The 17,823-nt window shown below is 57.3% G+C and carries 12 protein-coding genes, 1 tRNA gene and 1 pseudogene; 7 read left to right on the top strand and 7 right to left on the bottom strand.

The genetic code is table 11. From position 1 onward, the window contains the following. Window positions 1-20: 20 nt before the first annotated feature. From AADW22_RS10960 to fabI, 6 genes are all read right to left on the bottom strand, one after another. Window positions 21-1,061, bottom strand: coding sequence for a succinylglutamate desuccinylase/aspartoacylase family protein (locus tag AADW22_RS10960; RefSeq protein ID WP_407473716.1), 1,041 nt, complete (start codon window positions 1,059-1,061; stop codon window positions 21-23). Between the two features lie 2 nt (window positions 1,062-1,063). After that, a complete protein-coding gene (gene trpE, locus AADW22_RS10955; RefSeq protein ID WP_005853832.1) occupies window positions 1,064-2,575 on the bottom strand; it encodes an anthranilate synthase component I in 1,512 nt (503 codons plus the stop codon). A 12-nt stretch (window positions 2,576-2,587) separates the two neighbouring features. Continuing rightward, a complete protein-coding gene (locus tag AADW22_RS10950; RefSeq protein ID WP_074634369.1) occupies window positions 2,588-4,432 on the bottom strand; it encodes a peptidyl-prolyl cis-trans isomerase in 1,845 nt (614 codons plus the stop codon). A 67-nt stretch (window positions 4,433-4,499) separates the two neighbouring features. Then, the gene (locus tag AADW22_RS10945) at window positions 4,500-5,666 is read right to left on the bottom strand and encodes an aminotransferase (RefSeq protein WP_341205143.1); all 1,167 of its coding nucleotides are present in this window, start codon (window positions 5,664-5,666) and stop codon (window positions 4,500-4,502) included. A 135-nt stretch (window positions 5,667-5,801) separates the two neighbouring features. After that, on the bottom strand, window positions 5,802-6,314 hold the full coding sequence (gene gpt, locus AADW22_RS10940) for a xanthine phosphoribosyltransferase (protein WP_005853828.1): 513 nt from the start codon (window positions 6,312-6,314) through the stop codon (window positions 5,802-5,804). 4 nt (window positions 6,315-6,318) lie between these two features. Then, a complete protein-coding gene (fabI, locus tag AADW22_RS10935) occupies window positions 6,319-7,125 on the bottom strand; it encodes an enoyl-ACP reductase FabI (protein ID WP_005853827.1) in 807 nt (268 codons plus the stop codon). A gap of 219 nt (window positions 7,126-7,344) precedes the next feature. On the opposite strand from fabI, the gene pdxH reads away from it, so the two are divergent. The 6 genes from pdxH to AADW22_RS10905 all read left to right on the top strand — a co-directional run bounded on the left by pdxH (window position 7,345) and on the right by AADW22_RS10905 (window position 16,111). Beyond that, complete coding sequence (pdxH, locus tag AADW22_RS10930; protein WP_407474593.1) at window positions 7,345-7,950, top strand: pyridoxamine 5'-phosphate oxidase; 606 nt, start codon at window positions 7,345-7,347, stop codon at window positions 7,948-7,950. A 72-nt stretch (window positions 7,951-8,022) separates the two neighbouring features. Continuing rightward, window positions 8,023-8,571 carry a cold-shock protein gene (locus tag AADW22_RS10925; RefSeq protein WP_174226609.1) on the top strand — a complete coding sequence of 183 codons (549 nt, stop codon included), beginning with the start codon at window positions 8,023-8,025 and terminating at the stop codon, window positions 8,569-8,571. A 35-nt stretch (window positions 8,572-8,606) separates the two neighbouring features. Continuing rightward, the gene (locus AADW22_RS10920; RefSeq protein ID WP_304950834.1) at window positions 8,607-9,035 is read left to right on the top strand and encodes a DUF192 domain-containing protein; all 429 of its coding nucleotides are present in this window, start codon (window positions 8,607-8,609) and stop codon (window positions 9,033-9,035) included. A 74-nt stretch (window positions 9,036-9,109) separates the two neighbouring features. Further along, window positions 9,110-9,186, top strand: a tRNA-Pro gene (locus tag AADW22_RS10915). Window positions 9,187-9,826: 640 nt separating this feature from the next. Then, window positions 9,827-13,480 carry a vitamin B12-dependent ribonucleotide reductase gene (locus AADW22_RS10910; RefSeq protein ID WP_407473715.1) on the top strand — a complete coding sequence of 1,218 codons (3,654 nt, stop codon included), beginning with the start codon at window positions 9,827-9,829 and terminating at the stop codon, window positions 13,478-13,480. Between the two features lie 783 nt (window positions 13,481-14,263). Beyond that, window positions 14,264-16,111 carry an NACHT domain-containing protein gene (locus AADW22_RS10905; RefSeq protein ID WP_407473714.1) on the top strand — a complete coding sequence of 616 codons (1,848 nt, stop codon included), beginning with the start codon at window positions 14,264-14,266 and terminating at the stop codon, window positions 16,109-16,111. A gap of 375 nt (window positions 16,112-16,486) precedes the next feature. Here AADW22_RS10905 and AADW22_RS10900 read toward each other — a convergent pair whose 3' ends face one another. Beyond that, the gene (locus AADW22_RS10900; RefSeq protein WP_317938294.1) at window positions 16,487-17,401 is read right to left on the bottom strand and encodes a hypothetical protein; all 915 of its coding nucleotides are present in this window, start codon (window positions 17,399-17,401) and stop codon (window positions 16,487-16,489) included. Window positions 17,402-17,605: 204 nt separating this feature from the next. Between AADW22_RS10900 and AADW22_RS10895 the strand changes: the two are divergent. Further along, window positions 17,606-17,770: pseudogene (locus AADW22_RS10895) on the top strand (integrase); the annotation flags it as partial. Window positions 17,771-17,823 lie beyond the last annotated feature (53 nt).

Below are 17,823 nucleotides of genomic sequence, written 5' to 3'. Positions count from 1 at the left end.
CGTGCCTGAGTGTGATCTGCCTAGATAATCTCGTCTTCGTCGAACAGCGGGTCGCTTTCGAGCTGCGTGATCATATCCTCGACCGTGTCTGCCACGGCCTTGGGCAGCAGCTTTGCCAAGTGGAAGACAGCGTCGCCCTCGTTCACCACGGGCAGGATCGCGCGGCCGATCAGGATACCGTCATGGGGGGCGATAATATCCTCTTCGGTCTTGCCGAACGGGTCAGAGACTGTCGCCAGCGCGTCGCCCTGTTTCACGGTCTCCCCCTCGGCCCTGAAGGTGCGCAGCAGCCCACCCACGGGCGCGCGCAACCAGGTCGAGCTTGAGCAGACATGGGATTGCCTGCGCGAGGGGGCGATGCCCTTGGCCGGCAGCATGTCTTCGGCACGCATGACCCGCAAGATACCCGCAACGCCCGCGCGCACCGCCATTTCGTCAAAGCGCAGCCCTTCGCCCGCCTCATACAGCAGCACCGGCGTGCCCTTGGCGGCGGCGACCGCGCGCAGCGATCCGTCACGCAGGGGCGAGGTCAGCACCACCGGTGCGGCAAAGCTGGCGGCCATGCGCCGCGTCACCGCATCTGAAGGAGAGATACGCACCTGTGGCAGGTTGGTCCGGTGGATCGCGGCCGAGTGCAGATCGATACCGAAATCACAGCGCAGCACCACGTCGTTCAGAAAGATATGCGCCAGCCGTGACCCCAAAGACCCCGACGGGTGCCCCGGAAAACAACGGTTCAGATCGCGCCGGTCCGGCAGATAGCGTGACCGGTTCAGGAAACCGAAAGAGTTCACCACCGGGATCACCAGCAGCGTCCCCCGCAGGGATTTCAATTGCGGTGCGCGCAGCAGACGGCGCACGATCTCGACCCCGATCAGCTCGTCCCCGTGAACAGCGGCGCTGACAAACATGGTGGGCCCGGGGCGCTTGCCGTGGATCACTTCAAGCGAGAGCCCGACAGGCGTGTGGTCCGGCAGGATCGAGATCGGCAAGTCGATCTGTGCCCGAGAGCCGGGTGCCACGTGTTGACCCGCAATCTCGAACGGGGCTTGGGCCGGCATCCTCAGCTGTTCCCTTGACCTGCGAAGCGTGCTGCATCGGCCGCCGCACGGCGGATCGCGTCGGATTTATGCACCGTTTCCATATATTCCGCCTCTGCGTCGCTGTCATAGACGACACCGCCGCCGGCCTGAATATACAGGGTTTTATCCTTGATGACGGCCGTGCGCAACGCGATGCACATGTCCATGTCGCCGCCCGCGCTAAAGTAGCCTACACCGCCGCCGTACAGCCCGCGTTTTTCGGGCTCCAGCTCGTCGATAATCTCCATCGCGCGGACTTTGGGCGCGCCTGATACGGTGCCCGCGGGCATCCCTGCAAAGAAGGCATCCAGCGCATCGCGGTCTTCGCGCAGCTCGCCCACGACGTTGGACACGATGTGCATCACGTGGCTGTAGCGTTCGACGATGAATTCCTCGGTCGGGCGTACGGTGCCGATCTTGGCGACCCGGCCCACGTCATTGCGACCCAGATCAAGCAGCATCAGATGCTCAGCCAGCTCTTTCTGGTCGGCCAGCAGATCAGCCTCCAGCGCGCGGTCTTCTTCCGGCGTGGCCCCGCGACGACGGGTGCCTGCAACGGGGCGGATCGTGATCTCGTTGCCGAAGACGCGCACCAGGATCTCGGGCGAGGCGCCGACAACGTGGAAATCACCGAAGTTGAAATAGAACATGAAGGGCGACGGGTTGGTCCGGCGCAAACTGCGATACAGCGCGAACGGCGGCTGCGAGAAGCCCTGCGCCCACCGTTGCGACGGCACCACCTGAAAGATGTCGCCCGCCACGATGTATTCCCGCGCTTTTTCAACGGCGGATTTATAGCCTTCGCGGGTGAAATTGCTGACGGGGGCGGATTCTTCGTGGGCGTCGCCCAGATCACGGCTGGTGCCGGGCATCGACCGTTCCAGATCACGCACCGCATCCATCACGCGTTCGGCGGCTTGGGCATAAGCGGCCTTGGCCGATTGCCCGTCAGACACCCAAGCTGGCGACACGATCGTGACCTCGCCCTTGACCCCGTCAAGCACGGCAATCACCGAGGGGCGCACCATCATCGCATCGGGCAGCCCCATGGGATCGGGGTTCACATTCGGCAGATGCTCCACCAGCCGGATCATGTCATACCCCAGATAGCCGAACAGCCCGGCGGCGGCTTGCGGCAGGTCATCAGGCAGGTCGATCTTCGACTCCGCGATCACCGCACGCAATGTATCCAGCGGATCCCCAGCAACATCGTCGAAGGCATCTACGTCATAGCGTGCCGAACGGTTGATGGCCGACGTGGTGCCCTGACAGCGCCAGATCAGATCGGGCTTCATCCCGATAATCGAATAGCGTCCGCGGACCTCGCCGCCGGTCACAGATTCCAGCACAAAGGCGTTCTGTGCCGCACCGGTGAGCTTGAGCATCAGCGAAACAGGCGTGTCCAGATCGGCAGCCAGACGGGTGTAAACGATCTGGTTCTTGCCCGCCGCATAGCCTGCGGCAAAGCTGTCATAATCGGGTGTCAACGACATGGGAGACCTAACTTAGGGGAAGTTCACGTGGACGGCGTTGATCGCCTGCTGATCGACACGCGGTGCCGTCCGGCGGATCACGTCGTCAGAGAAAGCGGCGAAAAGCGCTTGCGACAGCTGGTCATCCAGCTGGGTGGCGATCTGGGTTTTGACCTGCGTCATCCGGTCATTCTCGCCCGCGTCCTTGATGCTATCAAGACGGACTAGCGCGACCTCATCGGCACCTTCCAGCAGTTCTACCTCGCCGGGGGCTGCGTCAAACACAGCGGCGATGAACCCCTGCGGTGCGGCGCTGACCACGGCGTCGCGGGTCTGGTCGGTCCCGGTCTTGGGCTCCAGCCCCAGCTCGGCAAAATCAGCGCCATCGGCAAGCTCGGCCTGCAGGGTCTCGGCCTTGGCACGCAGGGCGGTGATCAATTGTTCGTTCTGCCACGCCTCGGCCACGTCTGCACGTGCGGCGTCAAACGGGTTGGGGCGTTCCTCTTTGGTGCCATCAAGACGCATGGCAAAAACGCTACCGTCATCCAGCTGTTGGATCTGGGGGAAGTCGCCTTCGGTCAGACGTGTCGCGGCCTCGCGGAAACCGGCATAGGCGGCGATGCTTTCGCTGCTGTCCTGCGTCCATTCGATGGTGCTGAGGGTCATTTTGCTTTCCTCGGCGATCTGTTCCAGCGTGGCACCACCGGCCAATTGGTCATCCAGATCCTGGGCGCGAACCTCTACCAGACGGGCCGCGCGGTCCGCGGCAAGGTCTTGCACCAGCGTCGGACGGGCTTCTTCGAAGGTGGTGTTCAGCGACGGCAGCACACCGTTCACGCGGAACAATGCAGGCCCGAGGTTGCTGGGCAGCGGGCCGACAATATCCCCCACTTCGGCAGCAAACACGGCGTCCCCTGCGGCACCAAGCTGTTGCTGGCTCAGATCGCCAAGATCCACATCCGACAGGGAAAGCCCGCGGTCCGCGACCAGCCCCTCAAATGTGTTGCCATCAACCTCGAGCGCGGCGGCGGCCTGATCGGCGGCCTCCTGATCGCGGAAGACCAGACGTTCGACCAAGCGGCGTTCGGGCTGGATGTATTCATCCGCGCGGTCGTCATAGGCGGCCTGCAGCTCTTCGTCGGTCAGCTCTACCTCGTCCAGCAGATCCTGCGGGCCCATGGTGATATAGCTGATGGTCTTGCTGGCGGGCAGAATGAACTGATCGGCGTTCTCGTCGTAATAGGCCTGCAACTGCGCATCGGTGGCGTCGGGCAGGGGCGCATCCAGATCATCTTGCGTCAGTTTGGCCCAGGTAAAGCTGCGCTGCTCGCCCACATAGGAGACAAGCGTGTCGGCATAGGCGTCGGGCATCGCAACCCCGCCGGTGATCGCTTCCTGCAACAGTGTGCGGCCCGCTTCCTCGCGCAGCGATTGTTCGAATTCATTCTCGTTCAGACCGGCCTGCTGTAAGGCAAAGCGGTAGCCCTCGCGGTCGAAATTCCCGTCAACGCCTTGGAACGACGGGATTTCCACAACGCGTTCGCGTAGGTTCGCGTCGCCGATGGACAGGCCCATCTCGTCGGCCTCATTGTCGAGCGCGCGCAAACGAACCAGACGTTGCAGCACGGCACGGTCCAGCCCGATGGCTTGGGCTTCCTGAAAGCTAAGCTGTTCGCCGGACTGGCTTTCGATGGCTCGGATCTGCTGCTGCAGCTCGCGGGCGTAATCGTCAACCGAGATTGACTTGTCGCCCACTTCGCCGACGGTGCGTGCGCTGCCGTTCAGATTGACCGCGCCAAAACCGCCCAGACCCAGGATCAAAAGACCCATCAGCCCCCATACTGCGGTTTTCGTAAAGCTGTTGCCTTTGGCTTTCATGGTGTCATCCCTTAAACGCACGTTTTGCCCTGTCTATGCGGTGCGCGGCAGGGGGGCAAGAGCCGCGTTAGACCTGTGTCAGACGGTCAAACAGCACCTCGATGCCTGCGACATCCAGATTGGCAAAAGCGAGGCGCAGATGCCGCCCGCCGGTGATATCCTCTGCCGGATGGAACATGGTGCCGGGCAGGGTCAGCACGGCCGCCTCGCGCACCAGCCGCGGGGCCAATGTGGCAGAGCTTTCGTCAAAGGGGTGCGAGAGATAGGCGAAATAGCCGCCAAGCCCCAAAAGCTTCCAGCCTTTCGCGTCTAAACGGTGCATACTGTCGGCAATCGCCTGTCGCCGCGCCAGGATCTCGCGCCGCTCGCCGGCCAGCCATGTGTCAAGGTTCTGCATCCCCCAAAGGGCGGCATGTTGACCGATCTGGCCGGGACAAATGGCAACGGTATCCAGGAACTTCTCAACCTCGGCAAGACGCGTCTGGGAGGCGACAATCGCGCCCACTCGGTGACCAGTCAGACGGTAGGCCTTTGAAAAAGAATATAAATGGATCAAAGTATCGTGCCAGTCGGGGTCCTGAAACAGACGGTGCGGCGGGCCGGAACGACTGTCAAAGTCGCGATAGGTCTCGTCCAGGATCAGGGCGATACCGCGCGCACGGGCCAGATCGAAAAACGCCTGCACCAGCTCTTCGGGGTATTCAACGCCGCCGGGGTTGTTGGGCGTGACCAAGGCGATGGCACGGGTGCGGTCGGTGATCAGGGCGGCAGCCTGTTCCGGGTCGGGCAAGAGCGCATCCCCCACCGGCAGCGGCACGGCGGCGACACCCGACATATCCAGCCACATCTTGTGGTTAAAGTACCACGGCACCGGCAGGATCACCTCGTCCCCCTCGGCACAGAGCGTAGCAATCGCAGCGGCAAAGGCCTGATTGCAGCCCGATGTAATCGCCGCTTGCGCGGGCTCTACCGCGCCAGCGTAATGGGCGCTGACCTGCGCGGCCAGCTCGTCGCGCAATTCGGGCAGACCCAGCACCGGCCCGTAAAGATGCGCATCATCGTTGTTCAGCGCGACATCAGCCATGGCCTGACGCATGGCCTGCGGGGGCGGATCGACAGGGGCGGCTTGGCTCACGTTGATCAGGGGGCGGTCGGCGTCAAAATGGACGCCCGTCAACCAGCGGCGCGCCTCCATCACCGGAGGAGAGAAAGTCGCGGCGGTACGCGGGGTCATGGTAAATGCTCCTGACTGGGCGAGGGAGGGGGCGCTTCGGCAAGCGGACCAGCGCAAAGTCTGACACGGCGCGGGGCCGCTGCTTCCAAATGGTCCTAAATCCTCGCCGAAGGCAGGTATCTGCGGGGGTGCCGTTTAGTCTTTGCCGCGGTAGGGCTCTACATATTGCAGCGCCATATCCCAGGGGAAGAAAATCCACGTATCCTGGCTGACTTCGGTAATGAAGGTATCCACCTGCGGGCGGCCCTTGGGCTTGGCATAGACGGTGGCCAGATGCGCATTGGGATAAAGCTGGCGCACGACTTCAAGGGTTTTACCGGAATCCACCAGATCGTCGATGATCAGGATACCGGTGCCGTCGCCCATCAGCTCTGCATCGGGGGCCTTGAGCACGACCGCGTCCGATTGATCCTGATGGTCATAGGACTTGATCGAAATCGTGTCGACGGTGCGGATATCCAGCTCGCGGGCGGCGATCATCGCGGGGGCCATACCGCCACGGGTGATCGCAACTACAGCACGCCAGCCGCCGTCATCGGGGCCCATGCCGTCCAGACGCCACGCCAGCGCACGGCTGTCACGGTGGATCTGGTCCCAGCTGATGTGAAACCCTTTTTCATGGGGCAGGCGCGAGGCATCCTTGCTCATGTCGTTATTCCTTTGCCATGTCTGGGGCGTCGACGGCTTTCATGCCCACCACGTGGTAACCCGCATCCACATGCAGATTCTCGCCCGTCGTGCCCGAGCCAAGATCGCTCAGCAGGAACAGCGCGGATTTACCCACATCGTCGATGGTCACGTTGCGACGCAGCGGCGAGTTATACTCGTTCCACTTCATGATATAGCGGAAGTCGCCGATGCCGGATGCGGCCAATGTCTTGATCGGGCCGGCGCTGATCGCGTTAACGCGGATGCCGTCCTTGCCCAGATCCTCGGCCAGATATTTGACCGATGCTTCCAGAGCGGCCTTGGCGACGCCCATCACATTATAATGCGGCATCACTTTTTCGGCACCGTAATAGGTGAGCGTGACCGCGCTGCCGCCGGACTTCATCATCTTTTCCGCGCGCTGCATCACAGCGGTGAAGGAGTAGACAGAGATATCCATCGACATCGCGAAATTGGCGCGGCTGGTGTCGACATAACGCCCGCGCAATTCGTTCTTGTCAGAGAACCCGATCGCGTGGACGATAAAGTCGATCCCGTCCCAACGTTCGCCCAAAGCGGTAAACAGCGCGTCAATCGACTCTTCCGACCCCACATCGCAGGGCAGGACCAGATCGCTGCCCAGTTGCGCCGCCAGTGGATCGACCCGCTTTTTCAGCGCGTCGCCTTGATACGAGAATGCCAGCTCTGCACCAGCATCCGCGAGGGTGCGTGCGATGCCCCAGGCAATCGACTTGTCATTGGCGAGGCCCATGATAAGCCCACGTTTGCCTGCCATCAGGTCATTTGCCATTGTACTTCCTTCGACTATGTCACTGAACTTTTATCCGGTTTATGCTATTGATAGTTTGGCATCAAGGCTGCACGGTGATCGCGGCACTTGAGAGGACGCCGTGATAGACCGCCCTGGCGGTTTTTAGGCGCGACAGTGTGTTTAGTTGTTCTAGTATGTCATTTGATGTAAGGCATTGTCGCAAGTTTGCGTCGATGCGCAAGGAAGGGGATCATGATCATGGAAGTGCGCAAAGGCATTTTTGCCGGTGACGATCCCTTTGTGATTGCGCGCCGCTGGCTGGATGAGGCAACGCAGACAGAGGTTAACGACCCAAATGCCATCGCGCTATCGACCGTGGATGCCGACGGTTTGCCCAATGCGCGCATGCTGTTGCTAAAAGAAATCGAAGACGCGGCATTCGTCTTTTACACAAACTACACCAGCGCCAAGGCGCAAGAACTGGATCACGCGGGCAAGGCTGCTTTCGTGATGCATTGGAAATCCCTGCGCCGCCAGATACGGGTGCGCGGCGTGGTTTCCAAAGAAGAAGGCCCGCAGGCGGACGCATATTACAAGTCGCGCTCGCTCAAAAGCCGGTTGGGGGCTTGGGCCTCTGACCAATCGTCCCCTTTAGCCAGCCGTGCGTCATTGGTCGCCGAAGTGGCAAAAGTCACCGCCAAAAAGGGGCCAAACCCAGACCGTCCACCTTTTTGGGGGGGCTACCGGATCACCCCGGTTGAAATCGAGTTCTGGGCCGACGGAGAGTATAGATTGCATGACCGTTTTGTCTGGCGACGTGCCGAACAAAACGGTGATTGGAGCGTAACGAGATTGAACCCATAAGGCGGCTTTTGTCGCTGATATTTTGTACGCGGGCACGCTGTTGCCTGACCTAGAGAAGACCAAAGGACATTTGTGTCAGAAGTATCCAGCAATAGCTCTGCCATTTCCGGCGTGGTGAAATGGTTTGACCCCGCGAAGGGGTTCGGTTTCGTTGTCTCAGACGCTGGCGGGCCTGATATCCTGTTGCACGTCAATGTGTTACGTAATTACGGACAAAGCTCTGTCGCGGACGGTGCGCGTATTGATCTGACGGTGCAAAAGACCGAACGCGGGGTGCAGGCCACGCAGGTCCATGCGGTACACCCGCCCGCTGCTGCTCAGGCGATGGCGTTGTCGGATATTGTGGGCATTGATCCCGCACTGGTGGCCGCCGCACCGCTGGAGCCCGCGCGGGTTAAATGGTTCGATAAATCCAAAGGCTTTGGTTTCGCGAATGTGTTTGGCAAAAGCGATGACATCTTTCTACATATAGAAGTGTTGCGCCAGTCGGGCCTGTCGGATTTGCAACCGGGCGAGGCATTGGCGCTGCGGGTCATTAACGGGGAACGCGGCCAGATGGCGGCAGAGGTACATGCATGGGAAACGGTACGACTCGATTCATCTGGCACCGCGCAAAGCTGATCCGCGCGGGTCTTTTGGCCTTTGCCACTCTGGCGATGGCGGGGGCGGCCGCTGCCAAATGCAGCGACACCAGCGTGACGTTGCGCGGCGACTGGGGGCAGGCGCGCTTTAGCGTCGAGATTGCCGATGATGCCGGTGAACGTGCCCAAGGACTGATGCATCGCACCTCACTGGCGGGCAGCGCGGGTATGCTCTTTATCTATGAAGAACCGCAGCCTCTCAGCTTTTGGATGCGTAACACATTGATTCCCCTCGACCTATTGTTCATCGATTCCCACGGTGTGGTGCAGCACATCCACCATAATGCGATTCCGCTCGACGAATCTCCGCTTGAGGGGGGCAGTGATGCGCTGCTGGCGGTGTTGGAAATTAACGGCGGGTTAAGCGCGCGGATGGGCATTACACCGGGGACAGAGCTGCGCCATCCCGCGTTTGCAGGGCGCAATCCGGCATGGCCCTGTTAGTTCGTCAGAAACTATCATTTTCTGTGAACTTAGGGCTTTTCAATCCGATTGCTTGGGGCTAAGTAGGCCGCAGTCGGGGCGTGGCGCAGCCTGGTAGCGCACCTGTTTTGGGTACAGGGGGTCGGAAGTTCGAATCTTCTCGCCCCGACCACTTTAAGAACCACCACATATAGTGTTCCTGATCTGCTTCATGCAGATCAGAACGCTGTATTTGTGTGCAGTCGTTCTTTTTTGCCACAGAAGCACGCTCTAAATCTGGTGAGATGGCCGGGTTTTCGAACCTATATCTGGTGGCTGCATAAATTTTTATCATCCACAGTTCCGCCATGTTTATCCCCAGCCCGCTGTCGGGGATTTTGTGGATAACTCAAGCGATACATGAGCCAGCCGCGCTAAACCTTAGCGTTTATTAACTTTATCCGCGGTGTGGAAAATCACCCTCGAGATCCGCTGTCTGTGCATATCATTTCGCTGAATCACCGCGCCGACCGAAGCTTCAAAAAATGCCGATCCGGTCAAGACGCAACTTCCCTTATTTCGATAATAAAGCCGTTGACCCAATAGGGCTGCATACGCCAGTTTGTGTAAATCGACGGGCGGGCCACTACATCTGGTGATTGATCGGGGTGGCGTGCTGATCGGGTGAAATTGGGTTTCGCACATTTGCGCCGGTTAATCGGCTTGATCCAAGACCAACCTGATGCGGGTGCGGGGGACGATGCACACCGGCGATAGGTTTGGCGGCCCGATCATGCCGCTGGTTGAGAGTTTGAAAATTTGGGGCAGCACTTATGAAAATCGAGAGAAAATTCACGCGATCCGGTCAGGATGCCTACGCAGAACTGGACTTTGTGAGCACAGCCTCCGAAATCCGCAATCCTGACGGGTCGGTGGTCTTTCGCCTCGATAACGTCGAAGTGCCCTCCAGCTGGAGCCAGGTCGCCTCTGATGTGATCGCCCAGAAATATTTCCGCAAGGCAGGCGTCCCGTCCGAGACCAAGAAGGTCAAGGAAAAGGGCGTGCCAGAATTCCTCTGGCGCTCGGTGCCGACCGATGACGCGACCATGGGCGGCGAGACGTCGTCGAAGCAAGTGTTCGACCGTCTGGCGGGCGCTTGGGCCTATTGGGGTTGGAAAGGTGGCTATTTCACCACCGAAGAAGACGCCCAAGCCTATTATGACGAGATGCGTCACATCCTGGCCAGCCAGCGCGGCGCACCCAACAGCCCGCAATGGTTCAACACCGGTTTGCATTGGGCCTACGGCATCGATGGTCCCGCGCAGGGGCATTACTATGTCGATTATAAATCCGGCAAGCTGACGCGGTCGACATCCTCTTACGAGCATCCTCAGCCCCACGCTTGTTTCATCCAGTCTGTCGCTGACGATCTGGTAGGGGACGGCAGCATTATGGACCTGTGGGTCCGCGAGGCGCGTCTGTTCAAATACGGTTCCGGCACCGGCACCAACTTCTCGAGCCTGCGGGCGGCGGGCGAGAAACTGTCGGGCGGGGGGAAATCCTCTGGCTTGATGGGTTTTCTGAAAATCGGTGACCGTGCGGCAGGCGCGATCAAATCGGGTGGCACCACACGGCGCGCGGCCAAGATGGTGATCGTTGATGCGGACCACCCCGATATCGAGGATTTCATCAACTGGAAGGTCATCGAAGAGCAAAAGGTGGCGAGCATCGTCGCTGGGTCGAAGATGCATGAACGCGAGCTGAACAAGCTGTTTGCCGCGATCAAAGCATGGGACGGCGCAGAGGCCGACGCCTATGACCCTGCCAAGAACGACCAGCTGAAGGCCGCGATCCGCAGCGCGAAAAAATGCGCGATCCCAGAGACATACGTCAAGCGCGTGCTGGATTATGCCAAGCAGGGTCATACCTCGATCGAATTCCCGACCTATGACACAGACTGGGATTCCGAAGCCTATTCCTCGGTCTCGGGCCAGAACTCCAACAACTCGATCCGGGTGACCAACGCTTTCCTGCACTCCGTCGAAAAAGACGCCGATTGGGAGCTGCTGGACCGCACCACCGGGCGCGTGTCGAAAACCATCCGCGCCCGTGACCTGTGGGAGCAAGTCGGCCACGCGGCTTGGGCCTGCGCCGATCCCGGTATCCAGTATCACGACACGGTAAACGACTGGCACACATGCCCCGAAGACGGCGCGATCCGCGGGTCGAACCCATGCTCCGAATACATGTTCCTCGACGACACGGCCTGTAACCTCGCGTCGATGAACCTGCTGACCTTCCTGCAAGACGGGGAGTTCATGGTCGAAGACTATATGCACGCCTCGCGTCTGTGGACCGTTACGCTCGAAATCTCGGTGATGATGGCGCAGTTCCCGTCCAAGGAAATCGCGCAGCGGTCCTATGATTTCCGCACGCTGGGTCTGGGCTATGCCAACATCGGCGGTCTGCTGATGAACATGGGCTTTAGCTACGACAGCGACGAGGGCCGTGCGCTTTGCGGGGCGCTGACCGCGATCATGACTGGCGTTTCCTATGCCACCTCCGCCGAGATGGCGGGCGAGCTGGGGGCCTTCCCCGGTCACGCCAAGAACGCCGACCACATGCTGCGCGTCATCCGCAACCACCGTAATGCGGCCCACGGCAACACCGACGGCTACGAGGCGCTATCGGTCAAGCCCGTGCCACTGGATCACGCAAACTGCCCGCAAGCCAACCTGATCGACATCGCCACCGCGACCTGGGACGAAGCCCTGCGTCTTGGCGAAAAGCACGGGTACCGCAACGCGCAAACCTCTGTGATTGCGCCGACGGGCACCATCGGTCTGGTGATGGATTGCGACACCACCGGGATCGAGCCTGACTTTGCGCTGGTGAAATTCAAGAAGCTCGCGGGCGGTGGCTATTTCAAGATCATCAACCAGTCGGTACCCGCAGCGCTTGAAAAGCTTGGCTACGGCTCCGCCCAGATCGAAGAGATCGTCGGCTATGCCGTCGGTCACGGCACTATCGGGAACGCGCCTGCGATCAACCACACCACGCTGGTCGGCCACGGTTTTGGCCCTAATGAGCTGGCCAAGATCGACGCGGCGCTGGCGCAGGCTTTCGACATCCGCTTTGTCTTCAATCAATGGACATTGGGCGAGGAGTTCTGCACTCAAGTCCTTGGCATCCCTGCCGAAAAGCTGAACGACCCGACGTTTGACCTGCTGAAATCCCTGGGCTTTTCCAAGAAAGACATCGAGGCGGCCAACGACCATGTTTGCGGTACGATGACGCTGGAAGGCGCGCCGCACCTCAAGCCCGAACACTACGGCATCTTCGACTGCGCCAACCCCTGCGGCAAGAAGGGCAAACGCTACCTGTCCGTCAACAGCCACATCTACATGATGGCGGCGGCGCAAAGCTTCATCTCCGGCGCGATCTCGAAGACGATCAACATGCCAAATGACGCCACCATCGAGGATTGCCAAAACGCATACGAGCTGTCGTGGTCGCTTGGCATCAAAGCCAACGCGCTGTACCGCGACGGATCAAAACTGTCGCAGCCTCTGGCTTCCGCGCTGGTCGAGGATGATGACGAGGCCGCCGAAACGCTGGAAAGCGGCACCACCCACGAGAAAGCCACCGTGCTGGCTGAAAAGATCGTCGAGAAGGTCATCGTCAAAGAAATCATCAAATCGCACCGCGAAAAGATGCCTCAGCGCCGCAAGGGCTATACCCAAAAGGCCAACGTAGGCGGGCATAAGGTCTATTTGCGCACTGGTGAATACGAAGACGGCTCCTTGGGCGAGATCTTTATCGACATGCACAAGGAAGGCGCGGGCTTCCGTGCGATGATGAACAATTTTGCCATCGCCGTGTCCGTGGGGCTGCAATACGGCGTCCCGCTTGAGGAATTCGTCGACGCCTTCACCTTCACCAAGTTCGAACCCGCTGGCATGGTACAGGGCAACGACAGCATCAAGAACGCGACCTCGATCCTTGACTATGTGTTCCGCGAGCTCGCCGTGTCCTATCTGGACCGTACCGATCTGGCGCATGTGCAACCCGAAGGGGCCAGCTTTGACAGCCTCGGCCGCGGCGATCAGGAAAGCGTCGCCAATGTGGCGGAAATCTCCGAAACCGCCGCCAACCGCTCGCTTGAGGTGCTCAAGCAGATCAGCTCGACCGGGTATCTGCGCAACCGTCTGCCGCAGGACCTGGTGCTGCTGCAAGGCGGGCAGGGGCACGGCGACACGCAGACGCTTGACCGTGTGATGCCGCAGGCAGGCCAAGCCTCGGTCGCGGCCAGCATGGGGTCGACCACAGCGGTGTCCAGCGGCGCGGTCAGCATGGACGCCCGTACCAAGGCAAAGATGCAGGGCTACGAGGGCGAAGCCTGCGGAGAATGCGGCAACTACACGCTGGTCCGCAACGGCACCTGCATGAAGTGCAACACCTGCGGCGGCACGTCGGGCTGCAGCTAAGACAAACGCCCCGGCCTTGCTGAAAAGCCAAGCATATGAAGCCCATTTCGAGTGTTTCGGCGGCCATTTACAGGGTGATTAACGCCCAGTTCGCGTAAGTTGTTGATTTTATTGACGCGAGCTGGGGGCAGATCCTTTATGGAGTTTGATGGTCTAGTTCGGCAATAACGGAGGGAAACGAGGCAACTATCGGACGTGAGCTACCAAAAGGCATGACGTTACATCTCATTCCGGTGTCAAATTGCTAGCAGTTTCGGAATGAGAAAGGAGATAGTTTCTTTTCTCATTCCATCGAACAGGGGGCCGGTGCGCTAGCCCCTAACGACGGCCAAGCCGCAGGCATAAAACAAACGAGCGGTAAACGATGAGCTTGGCTATGCGAAACTTAGGGTGCCTTCCGGGCACCCTTTTTTCGATGCATGTTTAAAAAGAGTTAGTTATATTCGCACACTGAGCTCTTTTCTTGATAAATCTTTGGTCGGTATCTGCGCGAGGTGAAGGGATTTTAGTTTAGTTCATTAGCTATAGAACGTGTCTTAGTGATTGGGCTGCCTTTGGTCATTGATGGTCTTAAAACGATCACGGCCCAAAGGTGACATTCATCGGTCAATCAGACGCCGCGCTGCAGCTTCGCCAAAGCTGGCGTTGGCGTCGACAAGAAAGCGAAGAGCTCTCTTGCTTCAAAGGTAGTTCCCAGTCGCCCGAAACGCTTTAAATCACCTTGTTGTTGAAAGCCTTTGAATGCATGATCAAACAAAAATGCAACCTAAAGGGGTGTGAAATTTGGTTGAACCCATTTCAACTGCCACTGCTGTGGCTATCGGCGCTGGCACTACAAAAGCCATTGAGAAATCCACTGCCAGTCTTGTAGATCGAATCTCTATTAAGTTCGCCAAAGACAAATACGATGCCCTTAGGTTGGTTCTGGACAAGGGGTTACCCTCATATCTCGAAGCTAATTATGCCAAATGCGAAACGCTTAAAACACTTTTGAATCGAAATGACCCGATTGCACTTGAGGATTGCTTCGTTGCCCCTGATTTCGAAACTGGAGGCGAGAGCAGCTCATCCGATGAGTTCCTTGAGCAGATGAATAAATCCGGCGGAAAAGTAGTCATCACCGGCTTGGCTGGAAGCGGAAAATCCGTATTTCTTAAGTATTCTTTCAGGAGTGTTATTGAAAAGGGATATTCCTACTACCCAATATTCTTTGAACTTAGGTCTTTGAACAGGGCCTCCAAAAATAAGGGGATGTTGCTGGCGGAGATTTTTGAGTCGATCCATGAATGCTGCGAGTCCTTTACTCGCGCTCAGTTCAACTATGGCTTAAAAAGTGGAGCTTTCTACTTCCTCCTTGATGGCTTTGACGAGTTAAACCAAGAAATTCGCGAGCAGGTCTCCGATGAGATCACAGCGTTGGCGCGAAATCATAACAAATGCGCACTCTTGGTAACTAGCCGCCCTTCCGACGAGTTTGTGGCATGGGAAGGTTTCACAGAGGCAAAGCTGCTTCCATTCGACCTTGAAAAAGCTGTTGAATACATCTCAAAACTACGCTTCGACGAAGACAAAAAACAAGATTTCCTTGCTGACCTAGAAGGAGGAGAATTTGAGAAAAACAAAGACTTTCTCTCGAACCCACTCCTGTCGGCAATGATGCTGCTAACGTACGATTCATTTGGTGAAATTCCCGAGAAACGCCATATTTTCTATGCAAAGTGCTTTGATGTACTTGCTCGAGAGCATGACGCATCAAAGGGGCGATATAAACGCGAGTTGTTTTCTAACTTAGCAATGGAGCAAATCGAGCGTGCTTTCATGTTCTTTTGTGCCGTCTCTTATGTTGAACGCATTTTCTCGTTTAATGACGAGCAGATGGAGCGCTTTGTCAATGAGGCCATTGACGCATGTGGAGTCGAGGCCAACACCATGGAAGTGATTAGGGATTTCAGGGAGTCTATTTCAATTATGGAGCGGGTCGGGCTATTTTACGAGTTTGCCCACAGGTCTTTCCAAGAGTATTTCTATGCCAAATTTGTTGTCGCTGATCGCAGGCTTACTCTGGAACAGAAAATTGGCTGGCTGACCGATAGTTTTCGCTCCGAAGATACGGTTGATATGATTGCGGATATGGACCGGACCTACTTTGAGGATGAGTTCCTACTCCCCAATGTGATGAAACTGGATCAAAAACTTGCTTCAATTGACCCGGAATCTAACCCCTCTGGAGTTCTGTCAAAATTCTTCTCCCGAATGCACATTTCTTCTCGAAGACGTGACGATGGTGGGGATATTGAGCGCGATATTTTCTATACACATACAGACGGAGGTGCGAACTTTTTTCTTCGCCAAGCTCATTGGAAATATTATGGCGAATATTCCGAACAGCTGGAGGAAGTAGGTTCCGCGCGTGAAATGGAAAAAGATAAGGTGGTAGCTTTGTTGGATAGCAAGTTTGGTGGTGAAATCAAAGTCCACCATACAAACAACGCCAAACTGATTGAGGTCGAGGCCAATATTCTTGCCCGGCGTGTTAAGCGTGCGATCTCCTGTCTGCGTGCTCATCTTGAGGCAAAACAAGCTAAGCGAAAACAGGGGCTGGGAGGACTGATCCGACAAAAGTACTCCTAGACTGGGAACCTCGTTGCTGCGCTAATGCCGCAGTCGCGATGAAGGTTTGTATTTGCTGCAACTGAGAGTAAATCTGCGCCCCCGCAGCTAAGGCCTGCTTTCCGTCCAAGATGTTAGTCGACACGAACGGCCCAAACCGGACCTTCTCCTCTCGGTCAAGATGCTGCGGTTGCTACCCGCATAGCCGACGTTCGCCGCTTCTGCGAAATAAATGGGTGGTCCGCTGGCTGCATCGCGGACAAGACTGCCGTTCACAGTGTATCACAAATTGGTTCGTGCCTACAGACGCCGCCACGTGGCAAGCGAAAATGGCTTTAGCAGTGGCAGCATGCCATCTACAAAGTACGTGATCTTATCTACGTCTCCTTGTGTGTGCTATTTTGGAAATTCTGACAGGCTGGCTGGATTTATGCCAATTTGCCTAGCGTAAGGACCCTGAGGCTCTAGCCCATTGGCGCGGGCTTCGATAACCAAATCCTTGATTTGTGCAATACTGAAGCCCGGGCGTTTTCCGCAAAGAAAGGTAGGCAAAAAGCGTTTGATTAGATCTTCTCTCACAGAGATGAGTTTGTTAGCCTGTTTGCGCAGCGCCCGAAGGTTCTTTCGATTTCTAGGGAGTCCGAGATTGATGGCCATTGACACCAAATCTTCCTTACGTCTTGCTCGCTGCTTGCCGAGGCCTGCGTTATTGACATACTTGGCCAACACGATAGCCAGCATTTTCTCGCAGTGGAAAACCCGCAAGGTCCCGTCAAACCGGCGCTTATGTGCAGTGATGATATCTTCCTCATCAAGCATGTCTTGGTAAAACTTGACAATATTCGATTCAATGTCACCGGCTGGTATTTCCTGCTCGGGAGCGATGAGGATGTAGAATGGTGCGCTTCTATTGATATCGATTTCACTAACAACGTGAAAGCTGAAGCAGGCGCAAGAGACTACACACAGATTGTTGCCAGTGATCTCGTTGATGATGCGCAACTTATCCGCGATATCCGGCCAGCTGATATTCTCTCCTGATTGCACAATGTGGATTCCACCATCGACTGATCCATGGGTATCGAAATGGATAATAGGCAGCATGCCAGAGGTGGCACGTGCCGCAATCTCATCGAGCGCGATCAGCAACTCGGATGCGGTCGTAGGGGCAAGTTTCTCGAACGTTAAGCCGCGCGATGCGCAGCTTGGCTCGAGATCCTCAAGGATGCGATTAGTCACTCCAATCTCATTTCCCCCAAGCGAGGTTATCCAGAAAAGCGAGTTGATCTTGGCTACTGAGTTAAATTGCATAGCTCTGGTCATATTGACTTCGCACCTCAACTTATTAACTGAATCAAGTTCCTGATAAAGGCCGCTCTTATCTAATTTGGCAATCTTCAATGACGGCTCAGGGCTCTTTCCGGACTTTCGCTGTTTTCGCACATCTTGTGATATACAGGGCTGTCAACGTTTGGTTGCCGCTGTGAGAGGGAATGGTGGATCGGAGAATTCATCATGCAAACACCAAACTTACCGGCCATTCGCGCGCTTCGGCCCGCTTGGAACAAAGGGCGCATCGTCGGTCAAAAACTCCCGCTGAAGCCTAAGCACGTCTGGGCAATCCGCGTACGGCTCGAACTGGCGGAGAACCATCGCGACCTTGCCCTGTTTAATTTGGCTTCCCCACAACGGCCTCCTTGCCTCAAAGTTAAGGAAGAAAGCGTCTACAAATC

Source organism: Sulfitobacter sp. PM12 (genome assembly GCF_045586035.1).
GTDB classification, from domain to species: Bacteria; Pseudomonadota; Alphaproteobacteria; order Rhodobacterales; family Rhodobacteraceae; genus Sulfitobacter; species Sulfitobacter pontiacus.
This window is presented reverse-complemented; position numbering and strand designations above follow the sequence as displayed.